At 63.7% G+C, this 15,113-nt stretch carries 14 protein-coding genes; 6 read left to right on the top strand and 8 right to left on the bottom strand.

Annotation, left to right across the window (positions count from 1 at the left end; all coding sequences use genetic code 11):
* Positions 1 to 58: 58 nt before the first annotated feature.
* On the top strand, positions 59 to 808 hold the full coding sequence (locus QWU44_RS11350; protein ID WP_370915793.1) for a DUF2993 domain-containing protein: 750 nt from the start codon (positions 59 to 61) through the stop codon (positions 806 to 808).
* Positions 809 to 887: 79 nt separating this feature from the next.
* A complete protein-coding gene (locus QWU44_RS11345; protein WP_370915792.1) occupies positions 888 to 1,589 on the top strand; it encodes an FABP family protein in 702 nt (233 codons plus the stop codon).
* Positions 1,590 to 1,598: 9 nt separating this feature from the next.
* On the opposite strand, the gene QWU44_RS11340 is transcribed toward QWU44_RS11345, so the two are convergent.
* A complete protein-coding gene (locus tag QWU44_RS11340) occupies positions 1,599 to 2,504 on the bottom strand; it encodes an aminodeoxychorismate lyase (RefSeq protein WP_370915791.1) in 906 nt (301 codons plus the stop codon).
* A gap of 70 nt (positions 2,505 to 2,574) precedes the next feature.
* On the opposite strand from QWU44_RS11340, the gene QWU44_RS11335 reads away from it, so the two are divergent.
* Positions 2,575 to 3,678 carry a folate-binding protein YgfZ gene (locus QWU44_RS11335; RefSeq protein ID WP_370915790.1) on the top strand — a complete coding sequence of 368 codons (1,104 nt, stop codon included), beginning with the start codon at positions 2,575 to 2,577 and terminating at the stop codon, positions 3,676 to 3,678.
* 243 nt (positions 3,679 to 3,921) lie between these two features.
* Complete coding sequence (locus tag QWU44_RS11330; RefSeq protein WP_370915789.1) at positions 3,922 to 4,143, top strand: DUF3073 domain-containing protein; 222 nt, start codon at positions 3,922 to 3,924, stop codon at positions 4,141 to 4,143.
* Positions 4,144 to 4,400: 257 nt separating this feature from the next.
* Here QWU44_RS11330 and purM read toward each other — a convergent pair whose 3' ends face one another.
* The 3 genes from purM to QWU44_RS11315 form a co-directional block, all read right to left on the bottom strand.
* A complete protein-coding gene (purM, locus tag QWU44_RS11325) occupies positions 4,401 to 5,465 on the bottom strand; it encodes a phosphoribosylformylglycinamidine cyclo-ligase (RefSeq protein ID WP_370915788.1) in 1,065 nt (354 codons plus the stop codon).
* 139 nt (positions 5,466 to 5,604) lie between these two features.
* Positions 5,605 to 7,122 (bottom strand): amidophosphoribosyltransferase, encoded by a 1,518-nt coding sequence (gene purF / locus QWU44_RS11320; protein WP_370915810.1) that lies wholly within the window; start codon positions 7,120 to 7,122, stop codon positions 5,605 to 5,607.
* A gap of 75 nt (positions 7,123 to 7,197) precedes the next feature.
* The gene (locus QWU44_RS11315; RefSeq protein ID WP_370915787.1) at positions 7,198 to 7,617 is read right to left on the bottom strand and encodes a sterol carrier family protein; all 420 of its coding nucleotides are present in this window, start codon (positions 7,615 to 7,617) and stop codon (positions 7,198 to 7,200) included.
* A gap of 242 nt (positions 7,618 to 7,859) precedes the next feature.
* Between QWU44_RS11315 and QWU44_RS11310 the strand changes: the two genes are divergently transcribed.
* Complete coding sequence (locus tag QWU44_RS11310; RefSeq protein ID WP_370915786.1) at positions 7,860 to 8,828, top strand: acyl-CoA thioesterase; 969 nt, start codon at positions 7,860 to 7,862, stop codon at positions 8,826 to 8,828.
* Between the two features lie 27 nt (positions 8,829 to 8,855).
* Here the strand turns inward: QWU44_RS11310 and QWU44_RS11305 are convergent, their stop codons facing one another.
* A complete protein-coding gene (locus QWU44_RS11305) occupies positions 8,856 to 9,539 on the bottom strand; it encodes a hemolysin III family protein (protein ID WP_370915809.1) in 684 nt (227 codons plus the stop codon).
* A gap of 258 nt (positions 9,540 to 9,797) precedes the next feature.
* On the bottom strand, positions 9,798 to 10,508 hold the full coding sequence (locus QWU44_RS11300) for a DUF2334 domain-containing protein (protein WP_370915785.1): 711 nt from the start codon (positions 10,506 to 10,508) through the stop codon (positions 9,798 to 9,800).
* 135 nt (positions 10,509 to 10,643) lie between these two features.
* Between QWU44_RS11300 and QWU44_RS11295 the strand changes: the two genes are divergently transcribed.
* A complete protein-coding gene (locus tag QWU44_RS11295; protein ID WP_370915784.1) occupies positions 10,644 to 10,916 on the top strand; it encodes a hypothetical protein in 273 nt (90 codons plus the stop codon).
* Here the strand turns inward: QWU44_RS11295 and QWU44_RS11290 are convergent.
* On the bottom strand, positions 10,913 to 12,232 hold the full coding sequence (locus QWU44_RS11290) for a DUF2254 domain-containing protein (RefSeq protein ID WP_370915783.1): 1,320 nt from the start codon (positions 12,230 to 12,232) through the stop codon (positions 10,913 to 10,915). The two genes, QWU44_RS11295 and QWU44_RS11290, sit on opposite strands and share 4 nt — an antisense overlap.
* Positions 12,233 to 12,752: 520 nt before the next feature.
* Positions 12,753 to 15,086, bottom strand: a complete 2,334-nt coding sequence (gene purL / locus QWU44_RS11285; protein ID WP_370915782.1) for a phosphoribosylformylglycinamidine synthase subunit PurL — start codon at positions 15,084 to 15,086, stop codon at positions 12,753 to 12,755.
* Positions 15,087 to 15,113: the final 27 nt, after the last annotated feature.

Below are 15,113 nucleotides of genomic sequence, written 5' to 3'. Positions count from 1 at the left end.
CATGGGAATCCAGGCTAGTGAAAACCACCGACCGCCATGTGCGGTAAACCTTGGAGGTGTGAAGATCTCCGCTCTCCGTGGGTTCCTGTTACCGACCCTCGTGCTCCTCGCCGTTCCCTGGATCGTCGACACGGTGGTGGCGGTTCAGGTCGAGCGCCATATCTCCGATGAGGTCCGGGCGGCCGATGACCTCTCCCAGTACCCTAGTGTCACGGTAGGGGGGGTCCCCTATCTCGGTGCTCTGCTCACGCACACCGTACCGACGATCATCGTGGAGGCCGGGGATGTACCCGTCCGTGACCTCGGGATGGTAAATCTGCGCACCGAGATCCGGGATGCCCGACTCGCTCCAGGAGCAGTCCTCTCCGGCGATGTCCTGGGGGCTCCCGCATCCGTCATCGCCAGAACGGTGGGCCTTGACGGAGTTGCACTGGGAAATCAGATCGGGATAACGGACCTAGATATCGCGCATCCAACGGACATCTCTCCCTCGGCGAAACCCTCCACGGAAGCCCGGTTGACCGGTACACCCCCAGGGTTCGACCACCCGGTGGCGGTTTACGTCCGGTTACGCATCCGCGGGCCGGAGTTGACGATGACGCCGTACCGGATGGTGGGCGTACCCGATGACCGAGAGGAAGAGGTCGAGTCCATCTTCACCTGGAGCCTCGACTCGCGGGATACGCCGCTTCCCACACTGATAGACAAGGTCTTCTGCTCGGGAGGGTCCATCTACCTCGAATCCAGGCAGCGACCGGCCATCGTCGGTGACACTCCACTGCTTCCGCTGGGCACCTCGGCAATGTGACGTAGCCCTCCGACCGGTCACGCACTGACACCGACACCAGTGGGACAGGACAGGTGACAGGCCGCTAGGCTTGTATCCCATGGATGACTCGACGAAGCCCACCCCGGACAGCTCCCGCACCGACACTCCCGCGGATGCCTCAGCCGCAGGTGTCCCGGCCAACACAGCACCCCTCAACGGGAACGAAGCGGTGAATCTGGCCGCCGAACAGGCACGGAACACCGCGGGCCGGAACATCCCGGGGCTCGGCGATCTCCCGGTACCCGATGACACCGCCAATCTCCGTCAGGGACCGAGTCTCCACGACGGTCTGCTCGCGCTACTTCCGTTGATCGGTGTCTGGCGTGGCGAGGGGCAGGCCGACACCGCCACCGACGGCCAGTACAACTTCGGCCAGCAGCTCGTCTTCGCCCACGACGGCGAAAACTACATCTCCTATGAATCCAGGATCTGGAGGCTGAACGACGAAGGCGAACCCGCCGGCGCAGATCAGCGGGAGACGGGTTTCCTGCGGATCAGCGAGAAAGATGAGATCGAGTTCATCTGCTGCCACTCCACCGGTGTCGTCGAGATCTTCTACGGCGAACCCCTCACGGAGCGTGCCTGGCAGGTGGAGAGCGCCTCCACGATGGTCACGGCAACCGGCCCCGCGACTCTCGGACCCGGTAAACGTCTCTACGGGTTACTTCCCACCAACGACCTCGGGTGGGTGGATGAGCGGGTCGTCGACGGTGCCCTACGCCCCCGGATGTCAGCTCAGTTGAAGCGGGTCATCGGTTGAGCACTCGTCTCAACTGAGGGCATCCGCGATGAGCTCCCGGACCACATCTTCCGCCTCGGTCTCCGGCAGCCCCCTCCCATTGATCCCGACCACGCGGGCAGCCAGTCGAACCGAGCTGCAGAGCCACACGCTGTCCGCATCAAAGAGATCGTTGACGAACATCGGCTCCTCCAGACACGTCCACCCCAGTGTCGCAGCGTGCTCGAAAAGCGCGGCCTGGGTGGTCCCCGGAAGAAGTTCCCGACCAGGCGGTGGGGTACGCAAAGTTGAACCGGTCACGGTGACGACCGTTGAGGTCGCCCCCTCCAACACACGACCGTCACTCGTGAAGATGACATCGTCGTACCCTCTCGACGCCGCGTACCTGAGGGCGGCCATGTTCGTGGCGTAGTTCAGCGTCTTCGCTCCGAGAACGAGCCACGGCGGCGGCCCGTCCGTCGACTCCATCCCCTGCACCGGCAACTCTGAAGTCACGGTGTAACCGCGGGGCGTCGTCAGCACTGACACTCCCTCCGCCCGCTGCCGGAGGATTCGCTCCGACAACGGTTTCACGGTGATCCAGCCTGTGGGCCGCCCGGTGGACTCGCGTCCGCGCGTGTACGTCCACACGCACGCGGCTTCACCGCCTCCTGCGGAGCCCCAGTCATCGACGGCTTCCTTCGTCGCCCGTACCCACTGTCCGACATCCGGTTCAGCGAGTCCGATCATCCGGGCAGAGCTTCGGAACCGACCGAGGTGACGATCAAGATTCCGGACCCTGCCATCCCGGACAAGCAGTGTCTCGAAGATCCCGTCGCCTCTGGTCACCCCGAGATCATCTGCGTAGATCATCGGGAGTTCGGGGTTGTGCCGTCGCGACGGTCCTCCCGCCGGGCGCACAGTGAGAATGACGGGTCTAGGGCCTACGGTGCTCATGCCTCCAGCCTATGCCCATCCCCCGCCACCCGCGATACGGCAGCCACCCGGCGGGACCATACCGACTAGCATGCGTGGTGTGGAACCCGACAACAGCACCTACCGCTCCGTTCTCCTCGACCGACCGGGTGCACAGCCGGCTTTCGGTCCCGACACCGCAGCGGACACCGCGGGTGTCGCCTGGCACTACGGAGAACCGCTGGTGGAGCAGCGCGCCATCGACGGCCCTGGAATCGTGGTGGACCGCTCACACCGGACCGTCCTCTCCGTCAGTGGCCCCGATGCAGCCGACTACCTGAACAAACTCCTGTCCCAGAAGCTCGATGACGCCCCCGACGGATACAGCGCCAGTGCGCTCGATCTGGACGCGCATGGACGCATCCTCCACCACGCGGATCTGACGCTGACGGGGGGTGTGTTCCACCTTGATCTGCCCGCCGCATCCGCGAAAACGCTGTGCTCGTACCTGGAACGAATGAAGTTCTGGTCCGAGGTCGAGATCGGCGTCACCGATCTCGCCGTCCTCACCGTGCTCGGCGCCATCCCTGCGGCACCAGAGGAGGCCATATACTTCCGGGACGTCGACTGGCGTGGACCCTCCCGGAGGGACATCGTGGTGCCGCGGACAACGATCGGGAAGGTCCTCGACAAACTCTGCTCCCCTGACGGCGGGGCCCTGCGGTTGGCGGGGCTGATGGCATGGACAGCGGAGCGCGTCAAAGCTCTCGAACCCGAGGTCGCGGCGGATCTCGATTCCCGATCCATCCCCCACGAGATTCCGCACTGGATCGGCTCGGAGAAACACCCGGGGGCGGTCCATTTGTTCAAAGGCTGCTATCGGGGACAAGAAACGGTTTCCCGGGTACATAACCTTGGTAGGTCTCCCCGTTCCCTCGTTCTCCTGCATCTCGACGGCTCAGCACCTGAGTTGCCCGAGACCGGGGCGCCAGTCACCGACCGTGGGCGTACGGTCGGGAGAATCGGAACCGTCGTCCAGGACTGTGACTACGGGCCGGTGGCACTCGCACTGGTCAAACGCAGCGCACAGCGTTCCGCGGGGCTGACCGTGGGCGACGGAGTCGCGGTGTCCGTGGACCCCGATTCCATAGCGCGGGAGCAGGGAATACAGCCCGGCCGTGCGGCGATCAACCGTCTCAAGGGGCTGACAGACTGATGGGGTAACGGAATCCTCATTCAGCTCCCGTCATTCCCCGACCAGCACTTTAACCCGCGCTCCGTACCGACATCCCCGCGACCGCTTCACGCGACGGGGTAGGCCAGAATCCGAGGTCACGGGGCAAAAGCAGAAAAATCGTCCGGTTCCCGCTATTGTGTCTAACAGGAATACACTGAACTAGAAACACGCCCTGGGGCGCGGCATTCGCGTGCGCCCCGATCACTCCAAGGGGGTCAGACCATGGGTCGCGGCCGTGCCAAGGCAAAACAAGCCAAGGTTGCTCGTCAACTCAAGTACAACATCCCGGACATGGACCTGGACTCGCTCCAGCGTGAACTGTCCGGGAGGGATGAGGGGAGCCACCACTCCGAGGATGACCCGAGCGAAGACCCGTACGACCAGTGGTCAGACTGGTCTGAGGATGACGGTGCTGACGATGACAGCGCAGCCAGGTGGCGCTAGAAGCCACCTGAAGGTGGGGCCGCCCGAGGCGGTCCCACCTTATTTTCCCGTGCGGGTAGCGTAACTCCGCTCTCCGGACACCCACAGGTGAACCGGAGAGCGGTTTCGCGCTGCCTGGAACCCATCCGCCGGGCCCGTAGCCGCTCCATATTTACTGGGGCGGCGCCTGTATGAGAGACTCACCGGCCCCGGGACAATCGGAGGTCGGACAATGACGCGGATGAGACCTCAGCCTCGGCGGAATTCAATGATGAGGGTTACTGGTAGCTGCCCTTGAGCAGGACTGCGCCCGGATCATTCGTGCCACGGGTCCGGACGCTGCCGAGCTCCCAGCAGTCAATGTGCCGGGCGGTGAGCATCGCCAAAGCCCTGTCACGGTGCTGCGGGGCCACGACCGCAACCATGCCGACCCCCATGTTGAAGGTCTTCTCCATCTCGTCCTGCGGCACCTTTCCGAGGTCCGCGATGGTGCGGAAGATCTGGGGTGGTGCCCACGTTCCACGGGAAAGTTCTGCCGTGAGACCCTCGGGAATGACGCGGGCGAGGTTACCGGCCAATCCACCCCCGGTGACGTGGCAGAAGGTGTGTACATCACACTCCGCAGCGAGCGCAAGGCAATCCCTAGCGTAGATCCGGGTGGGTTCGAGCAGTTCCTCCCCCAATGTACGACCCAGTTCCTCAATGTGCCCGTCCAACGGCAGCGAAGCCTTCTCCAGCAGGACGTGCCGTGCGAGGGAGTAACCGTTGGAGTGCAGACCGGAGGAGGCCATCGCAATGACGACGTCCCCGGTACGAACCCGCTCTGGGCCGAGGACACGGTCGGCCTCGACAACGCCGACCGCTGTAGCGGAGACATCGTAGTGGCCAGGTTCCATCACCCCGGGGTGCTCCGCGGTCTCGCCACCGAGCAGGGCGCAACCCGCCTGGACACACCCCTCCGCGATACCCGACACGATCTGCGCGACATGCTCGGGGACAACCTTTCCGATCGCGATGTAATCCTGGAGGAAGAGCGGCTCGGCTCCGCATACCACCAGATCATCGACGCACATGGCGACGAGGTCGATTCCGATGGTGTCGTGGACATCCATCGCCTGGGCGACGGCGAGTTTAGTGCCCACTCCATCCGATCCCGCCGCGAGGAGAGGGTTTTCGTACTTGCCGAGGGCGAACAGACCGGCGAAGCCGCCGATACCACCCCGGACCTCGGGACGCGTGGCTCGACGGGCCAGCGGGGCGATCAACTCCACCGCCCTGTCGCCGGCTGCGATATCGACACCGGCTGCGGCATAGGAAACGCCTTGCTCGTCGTGTGGGCTCATGGTGCTTCGTCTTCTCCTGGGCTAGGTACGCGGTGAATGTGTGGATCTGGATGCTCCCGCAGGTCTGCTCCGTGTCCACCGGCGGCAGCATCATTCCGCAGCCGATGGTAGAGCACAGGACCCCGGACGGGTAGGGCGATCAGTGGAGCGCGGGCTCCTCCGCGGTGCGTTGCAACTTGCGGACCAGCTCCGCATTGGGATTCCCTTCAGGCATACCCAACGGATAGTGCCCGTCGAAGCACGCACAGCAGAGCTGACTGTAGTCCTGGCGCGACGCCTCCACCATCCGCTCGACAGAGACGTATCCGAGGGAGTCCGCGCCGATGGCGGTCCTTACGGCGTCAATCATCTGTTCCTCATCGTCACCTTCGACGCAGTTGGCGAGGAGTTCCCCTGGGCTAGCGAAGTCAATGCCGTAGAAGCATGGCCACTTCACCGGAGGGGACGCGATCCGGACGTGCACTTCCCGGGCGCCGGCCTCCCGAAGCATCCGGATCAGGGCACGCTGGGTGTTACCCCGCACGATCGAATCATCGACGACAACGAGGGAACGCCCGGAAATGACCTCCCGGAGCGGGTTGAGCTTCAGCCGGATGCCCAATTGCCGGATCGTCTGGGAAGGCTGGATGAAGGTGCGCCCGACGTAGGCGTTCTTCATCAGCCCCTGGGCGAAGGGAATACCGGACCCCTGTGCGTATCCGACAGCAGCCGGGGTTCCGGATTCCGGGACGGGAATGACGATGTCTGCTCCGTCAGCCGGACAGTCAGCGGCCAGAAGACGCCCTATCTCGACGCGTGTCGCGTTGACGTTTCGCCCCCGGATCGTGGAGTCCGGGCGCGCCAGGTAAACGTACTCGAAGACGCAGCCCTTGTGATTCGTCGGCGCGAAGCGTTCACTGCGTACCCCGGAGGCATCGATGGTGACCATCTCTCCGGGTTCGATGTCTCGAACGAAGGACGCGCCGACGATGTCTAGTGCCGCAGTTTCACTGGCGACCACCCAGCCGTTGTCGAGACGCCCGAGGGAGAGCGGGCGGACACCGTTGCGGTCCCGGGCGGCGTAGAGGGTGTTACCGTCGGTGAACACGAGACAGAACGCACCCTCGATTCGGGGTAGGAGTTCCCGTGCGGAGTCGAGCATGCTTCGCCCAAACCCGATGCGTTCCGCGAGTAGCGCAGTCATCACATCAGAGTCGCTGGGAGCCGTCTCCGGGTTGACGAGTTTCTTCTCCGCGGCTTCGTCTAGGAGTTGGAGATAGTTAACGATGTTACCGTTGTGCCCGAGGGCAACATCCGTGTCATCAGGCGCCATCCGGAACATCGGCTGGGCGTTCTCCCAGCAGGCTCCACCTGCGGTGGAGTAGCGGGTGTGCCCGATCGCGAGGTCCCCTTTGAGGGCGGCGAGAGACTGCTCATCGAAGATCTGGGACACGAGACCGAGATCCTTGAACACGACAATCTGGTCCCCGTCACCTACCGCGATTCCCGCGGCTTCCTGGCCGCGGTGCTGGAGGGCGTAGAGCCCGTAGTAGGTGAGTTTGGCGACGTCCTCGCCCGGTGCCCACACCCCGAATACGCCACATTCCTCCCGGGGTGGATTCTCCCCGTGGTCGTCGAGATCAACCCTGCGGGTTCCGCTGGGCCGGTCGTCCTTCATGTCCGACTTGTCACTGGCTGCCACATGGCATCATGCTAGCCGTCGCGCCGTACAACCCCCAATCACCGGGGGCTTTCAGTTTCCTGCACGATCCCCCACCCGAGGCAATCGGACGACGGGGAGCCACCGGGTTATCTCCTCAGCCCGGGTACCGGAGACCTCGATGCCGGGCTGAACCCGCAATTCATCGAGTGTGACCAATCCACAGGCCAGGCGCAGCCACCTGTGTGGATCACACTCCACGACATTCGGCGGCGTACCCCGTGTATGCCGGAGTCCCTCGACGCACTGCACCGCGACGAACGGTGGGACCCGGACCTCCACGCTCTTGCCCGGCGCGTCAGCCGCCAGCGCACGGGCGGTGAGCCGCACGGCATCCGCGAGGGATCGGCGGGCGGGTTGTCCCTGCGCTGAGTCGGGATTCTCCTCACGGATCCAGTCGGCGATGGTCGTAACGGCTGCGTGAACTTCTTCGGGATCGGGGATCTTGCCCATGGTTCCCGACTCTAGCCCCTCGCCCCTTTCCGGGCTGTCCCGGTGCGCCACGATACGGTCCCGATCCGGTGTCGACAGTTTCGCAGAGGGGCACACCATTTCACCGGATCCTGGGTCGGGTGGTTCCTCTGTCCCGGAGCCGGTCTACGGAACGACATTCCCGTTCGGGGCACTCGGGTGACTACAGTGCAGTAGTCGTATCAGCCACACCTGAACAAACTCGAAGAGGACAGAACCACCACATGCCACAGCATCCCTCCCCCGCAGTAACCCTCCGTTTTCTCGCGAGCCCCACGGATATCCTCACCGCCGGTGCACACGGCGTGGACGGTGGCCGTGTGCTGGAATGGATCGACAAAGCTGCTTATGCCTGCGCGACCGCATGGTCCGGCGCTTACTGTGTCACCGCCTACGTCGGGCACATCCACTTCGCTCGCCCGATCCCGTCCGGCCACATGGTGGAGGTCCGGTCACGGATCGCCATGACCGGCCGTAGTTCGATGCACATCATCAATGAGGTTTTCTCTGCTGATCCCCGCGAGGGGGTCTACACCCGGGCCTGCGACTGTCTGGTCATTTTCGTCGCCCGAGACACGGAGACCGGGCGTTCGCAGAAGGTCCCGGAGTTCGTGCCGACGACGGACCACGAGAAGCAGGTGCATGAGGCTGCGGTGTCGCGGATCGAGTTACGTAAGGCCATCGAGGATGAGATGAGCAAGCAGACCTATGACGGCCCGAGTGAGGCACCACGGCTGATCACGCGTTTCCTTGCGAAACCAACGGATGTGAACTGGGGCGGCAAGGTGCACGGTGGCACTGCGATGGAGTGGATCAACGAGTCCGCGACCGCGTGCACGATGGAGTGGTCGGGGGAGAATACGGTTGCCGTCTACGCCGGCGGTATCCGCTTTTATCGGCCAATCAACATCGGTGATCTCATCGAAGTGGACACGCGCCTGGTACGTACCGACGCCCGATCCATGCAGACTTCGGTGCATCTGCGTGCCGGTTCACCTCGGGGTGGACGGGAGAACCTAGAGACGGCGATCCACGCCACGGTGACGTACATCGGTGTCGACATCGACGGTCATCCACTGCCTGCCCGCCAGTTCACCCCCAGGACAGTGGAGGACGTCCGATTGTCGGAGCATGCCGCGATTCTGCGCCAACTCCGGGCCAAGTATCACCCACTGCCGTTGATCATGCGCTGAGTCATGCCCGGTTTCCGGGACTTCACTCTAGGGCACGGCCTGGGCGACGACGATCCACACCGCGACGAAGTGCGCGACAGCAGCGATGACGGTCGCCAGGTGAAACCACTCGTGGTAACCCATCCAACGGGCATCCCGCCCCGGCCATTTGAACGCATAGATCAGGGCACCGACGGTGTAGACGATCCCTCCGGCAAACAACAGCCACAGAACGGCTGAGCCCGCATCGGCCCAGAGTTGCGGGATCACCGGGACGATCAACCAGCCGAGGGCAAGGTAGACCAGGACCCCCAGCCAGCGGGGATGATTGATCCAGAGCAGATTCATCAGCACGGAGATCAGTGCCCCGCCCCAGGCGACCGCGAGCACCCAGGTCGCGGTCGACGGGCGGAGGGAGATCAGGCAGAAAGGTGTGTACGTCGCGGCGATAAACACAGCGATCGTGGAATGATCCGCTCGCCGCCACCACACCACCGTGGATGCCTTCTTCCAGGGGCCCAGGTGATACGCGGCGGAAACCCCGAAGAGAATGACTACACCGACGGCGTACACCATCACCCCGCCAGCCTGCCACCACGGCAGTTGGAGCCACGAATAGGTGGCTAGAACCGACCCGGCAAACACGGCGAGGATCGCCGCGAAGAAGTGTATCCAGCCACGACTTCCCGGACGGGGGCCACGGTCCGTGCGCCAGATGGTGCGGGACACCATCCCGTCGACCCGTACGGGTTCGGTGTTTCCCCCCACGATGGCGGCTTCATCATCGGTGGTGTTCTCGTTTCCCGACGGCAGAGTGGAACGGCGTCCGCCCCGGTGCATGTTCGTACTCCTCGTCCTCGCATGATCGATACTGTCAGGGGACGCTTCCCCAGGTTCCGGAAAAGACCCGGAGGTACGGAAGGTATCACCCCTGAATCAAAGCTACGCTGCAGCACCCAGCATGCGCCAGACGTGCTCCTTCCGGCCGCATTAGACCATCGGCGCATCAACAAGCAGGTCCGACATACGATGCACGGGGGTGTACCCGGCGTCGAGAGCGTCGTGAACCATCGCGAGCAGACTCCCCCGGGTCTTCGGGTCCGCGAGTCTACCCGCGGCGGCGGACAGCCGGATACTGTGCCGGGAGTCGATCTGGCGGGTACTGACCCGGCGGACGCTTCTCCGCCACCACCGGGCCGCCCCGAATCCCTCGCCGAAAGCGAGCACAGGCACCGCCGCTACCACACCCGTCCGCAGATCCTGCACCCCGTTAAGATCGGCGAGTACCGTAAAACCTAGTTCTCCGAGAACACTTCGCGTGTCCTCGGAGAGAATCCACTTGGGTGGCGAGAACACCTCCGTGTCCAGATCCATCGCCGCCATCTGGCGACGCGCCGCGGTCAGCCGGAGTCTGGCCTCGTGCGCGGGAAGTTCCGCGAACTCGGATCGCCGCCCCCGAACCGACTGGTCCAGTCCGGCGAGCACGAGCTCCGCCCCTGCACTCCGTTCGGAGTGGATGAAGTCGAGAACATCCGGGTTCCTGCGTAGTGCCCAGTCTCGGGAACAGTGTGGCGCCACTCTGAGCGCCGGTCGGACACCGTACGGGGAGAGTTCAGTCAACAGTGTTCTCACAAAATCGAGATTCTCCGATCGGAGAGCCGAGAGAGACAGGGAAAGCAGCGGGCGGTTCATGTAGGCCATCGTGACATACCTGTGTAAATGTGCGGTGATGTCGGAGTGAACAACCGGCTTTACGGTGTAGGAACACCTCATCCAGAATCCTGGATGGGATATAGTTTCTCTCGGATGAAAACGTGACGAGACAAAGCGGGAATAATGCACCAGACCACCCACGCGATGAGCCTGCTACGCGACGTCGGTGGTCTCGGACTTTCCGGGCTCATCCTGATGTTGCTGTTCATCGCGATGCCAGTGACTGCACTCCGGCTGGAACTTCGCCGCGACTCCGACCCGTTCCGGCTGATTCTCGTCTTCTCCCTGGTCACACTGATACCGGGTATCGGCTTTCTGATCTGGTACATCATCTACCGGCGGGAACAACTGCGGGACAGACTGGACGCGGCACACGCCGCTGAATGCGACAGCTAGATCACGCCGATCATTCCGGTTATGGCTCCGGGTCTCCGGGTGCACACCGACTGCACCCGCAGGTGTCGGCGGCGGATGTCTTCGAGGTCCGCCGAGTTCTGCACCGTCCGTTGTGCGTCGGCCCACACGAGATCAGCATGCCGCATCAGGTGGTGCAGACGTTCCTGTGTCCCGATAATGTCACCCACGTCCCCCAGACGTTCCAGAATCCGGGCATAGAGGGCGGTACATCCGGAGGCATTCTGCCGGAGCTGATGGAACATGGTGTCCACGAGACCCTCAAACGTTGTTACGGCGTACTCAACACGGAGCCTTCCGTCCCGGGAGATCACCCCGCGTGGAAGCGCTCTGTTGTGCAGCTCCGCCAACGCCTCCGCAAACCTGTCCACAACACCCATCGCGGTAAATGGATCATTCATCCCCGGACTCAACGCCCGTACCCCAACCTCAAGCATCTGATTCACCGCGAACTCGAGATCCTGCGAGTCGTCCCGGTTGGAGCCGAGCAGAAGACAGTCCGCGATCCCCTCCGGAACATCACCCCCGTGCACGACCCGTGCGACCTCGGAACCTGTGAGCAGGTAATCCCCCGGACGCACCCGTAACTGGACCACGCTGTCGGTCGCTTCGGCGAGCTCAGTCAATCGGCGATAATCAACCTGCTGGACGTAACCGCCGCGAGAAGTCCGGACGGAGGTGCCGGCGTCGAAGAAACCGTCAGCGGCCAGCGGACAATCCCCCTGTTCCTCAGCCACTTCGGTACCGCGCTTCAACGCCTGAGTCAGATCATCTGTGAGCAGATTGACCACGCGGGTCATGTTGATGGACTGGGCCATGTGGTTGATGTAGTACACCAGGAATCCGATGCAGAGCCCGGCATAGACCATCACCACCGTCACGTTGTAATGCGGGATGAATACCGTGTCTCCGGCCCCGGCGGATACCGCACGCAAACTGAACAGGGAGAACGCGAACGTAGCCAGAAATGTTCCCAATGTCGCCTGGATACCCCGGTCAGCGAGGAAACTGTGCAGTAGGCGGGGCCCCATCGTCGAAATCACCGAGGACAGCGCGGCGATGGTGATGGAGAACAGGGTTCCGGCCACCCCGATGGACATTCCCGTCATCGACGACAGCAAGCCCCGTGCTCCGGATTCACCTCCGGTGTACACGAATTCCAGGGAACTCGGGACACCGATGTGACGCTCCAGCACGATCAGGAACTGCGCCAGCGCCACCGAGAACAGCACCATGACGGCGGGCAGGAACCAGAACAGACCGAACGTACGGACGAGGCGGTGCCGGAGAAAATTCATGGCGTGAGTGTATCGGCTAACGCCAATCCCGAACGGAGATCCGGTATACATATTCCCGGGAAAGTACAGAGTTTCCATGTTCTCTCCACCTCAGCCGGGCCGGGGCCTCAGGTTTCCGGGAGGTCAGGCACATGACTAGTTCCGCCGATGGGAGTGCAACGAAAACGTAAGATAGACACCCAATCACGGAACAGGGCCAGCGAGGTGAGGCCCGACTATGCAGATCTTGCCGAGCACCCGGGAGTACAGAATGAGGAAGTAAAACTGGATGGGTGGGCCCCAGAAACACCCCATGAGTTTTTCCACATGACCACAGAACCTCCGGACTCTGTAAGCGCCCCCGTGAGGAAGCGCCCCGCCCGCCTCATACCGACACTGGGAATGTAATCGCCGAGAGCGACACCACTACAGCATCGGCAGAAGACACGGTCCATTCTGAACCGTCTAATCACACGACAGAGCGGGCCGGAACCCACCACGGTTCCAACCCGCTCTGTCGTGCCAGAAAACAACGCCGGAGCTACTCCACCACGGAGTTCGCTCCGACGGCGTGGCCGAAGATACCGGGCAGGGTGGCCTGCCATGCCTCGCGGAGCGCGGTAACCGAGACCTCGAGGTCAACGCCCCCGCTGACGCGGATGAGTGCGGCGTCGCCGAGTTCGGTGGTGGTGCCCAACTTCGTGAACGGAACACCCTTGACTCCGGCACGACGTTCGAGTTCCTCGGCGTCCTCCGGGGCGCAGGCTACGAGGACGCGGGACGCGGACTCGGAGAACAGTGCGACGAAGGGATTGTCGTGAACCCCGGAGAGATCGATGTCCAGGCCGATACCGGTGTCCCGGCGGGCCGTCATCGCCAGTTCCGCCAGCCCCTGGGCGAGGCCGCCCTCGGAGAGGTCGTGCGCGGCGGTGATGACGGGGGTTTGCCCACCGTCGACGGTCTGCGTGGAGAGGAGCTCGGCCAGTGCCGCTTCGTTCGCGAGGTCAACACTCGGGGGCATGCCTGCGAGCTGGTCGTGGTTGATCTGCTGCCAGATGGAACCGCCGAACTCGTCGCGGGTCTCGCCGAGGAGATAGAGCACCTCGCCGCCGTCGACGGTGCCGAGCTCGTGCCCGATGCGGCGTTCCACGTCGTCGATGACGCCGAGGACGCCGACGACGGGGGTCGGGAGGATCGGCTCGGTGCCGGTCTGGTTGTAGAAGCTGACGTTGCCGCCGGAGACCGGGATACCGAGTTCGACGCAGCCGTCGGCCAGTCCGTGCACGGCCTCGCGGAACTGCCACATGACGTCCGGGTTCTCGGGGGAACCGAAATTGAGGCAGTTGGTGACTGCAACTGGGCGGGCGCCGGTGACGGCGACGTTGCGGTACGCCTCCGCGAGGGCGAGGCGGGCACCGGTCCCCGGGTCGAGCTTGGTGTAACGCCCAGAGGCATCCGCAGAAACGGCGACACCGCGACCGGTGCTTTCGTCGATGCGCAGCACACCGGAGTCGGCGTTGCGGGCGAGCACCGTGTTACCACGGACGTAGCGGTCATACTGCTCGGTGATGAACGCCCGCGAGCACAGCGCAGGGGATGAGATCATCCGCATCCAGGCATCATGGATCGAGGCGGCATCGGTGGGCTTGTCCACCTCGACGGGCCGCTGGAGATCGTCCTGCCAGTCGGGGCGGGCGAAGGGGCGCTCGTAGACGGGACCCTGGTGGGCGATGGTGTGCGCGGGGGCATCGACGACCGTCTCCCCCCGGTGGGTGATCACGAGGTGGTCGTTGTCGGTGACTTCACCAATCTCGGCGCAGGTGACGTCCCAGTGGGCGCAGATTTCGAGGAAACGCTCGACGTTTTCGGGTGCGACAACGGCGCACATGCGTTCCTGGGATTCGGAGGCGAGGATCTCCGCTGCGGTCATATTCTCGGCGCGCAGGGGCACGGCGTCGAGGTTGACCAGCATGCCGCCGTCGCCGGCGGCCGCGAGCTCACTGGTGGCGCAGGACAGGCCCGCACCACCGAGGTCCTGGATACCGACGACGACACCGGCGCGGTAGAGGTCGAGGCAGCATTCGATGAGGACCTTTTCGGCGAAGGGGTCACCGACCTGCACGGCGGGCAACTTGCGTTCCGCCCCTTCCTCGAAGGTGTCGGAGGCCAGCACGCTGACACCGCCGATGCCGTCGAGTCCGGTGCGGGAGCCGAAGAGCATGACCTTGTTGCCCAGCCCGGAGGCGAAGGCGAGTTTCAGGTCTTCCGTTTTTAACGTGCCCACGCACAGAGCGTTGACGAGCGGGTTACCGGCGTAGGAGGCGTCGAAGACGGTCTCACCGCCGATGTTCGGCAATCCGAGACAGTTGCCGTAGAAACTGATGCCGTCGACGACACCGGGCAGGACGCGGGCGGTGTCTGGAGCGTCGGCCGGGCCGAAACGCAACTGGTCCATGACGGCGATGGGGCGGGCACCCATGGCCATGATGTCGCGGACGATGCCGCCGACACCCGTGGCCGCGCCCTGGTGGGGTTCGACGTAGGAGGGATGGTTGTGGGATTCGACGCGGAAGGTGACGGCGTGGCCGTCGCCGATGTCGACGACGCCGGCGTTCTCACCGATGCCTGCGAGAATCTTCGAGTTCATCTCGTCGGTGGTGGTCTCCCCGAAGTAGCGGAGGTGCACCTTCGAGGATTTGTAGGAGCAATGTTCCGACCACATGACGGAGTACATGGCGAGCTCGGCGTCGGTGGGACGGCGACCGAGGATCTCCTTGATCCGGGCGTACTCGTCGTCTTTGAGCCCGAGGCTGGCGTAGGGCTGTTCGGCGTTCGGGTCGGCGATGGCGGCATCGACGGTGTCGTTGAAAGTCATGGCGTTTTCTCCGGTGTCCTTCTCGTG

Source organism: Corynebacterium sp. CCM 9203 (assembly GCF_041357675.1).
Lineage (GTDB): Bacteria > Actinomycetota > Actinomycetes > Mycobacteriales > Mycobacteriaceae > Corynebacterium.
The sequence above is the reverse complement of the archived record's forward strand: the minus strand, read 5'-3'. Positions and strand labels throughout refer to the sequence as shown.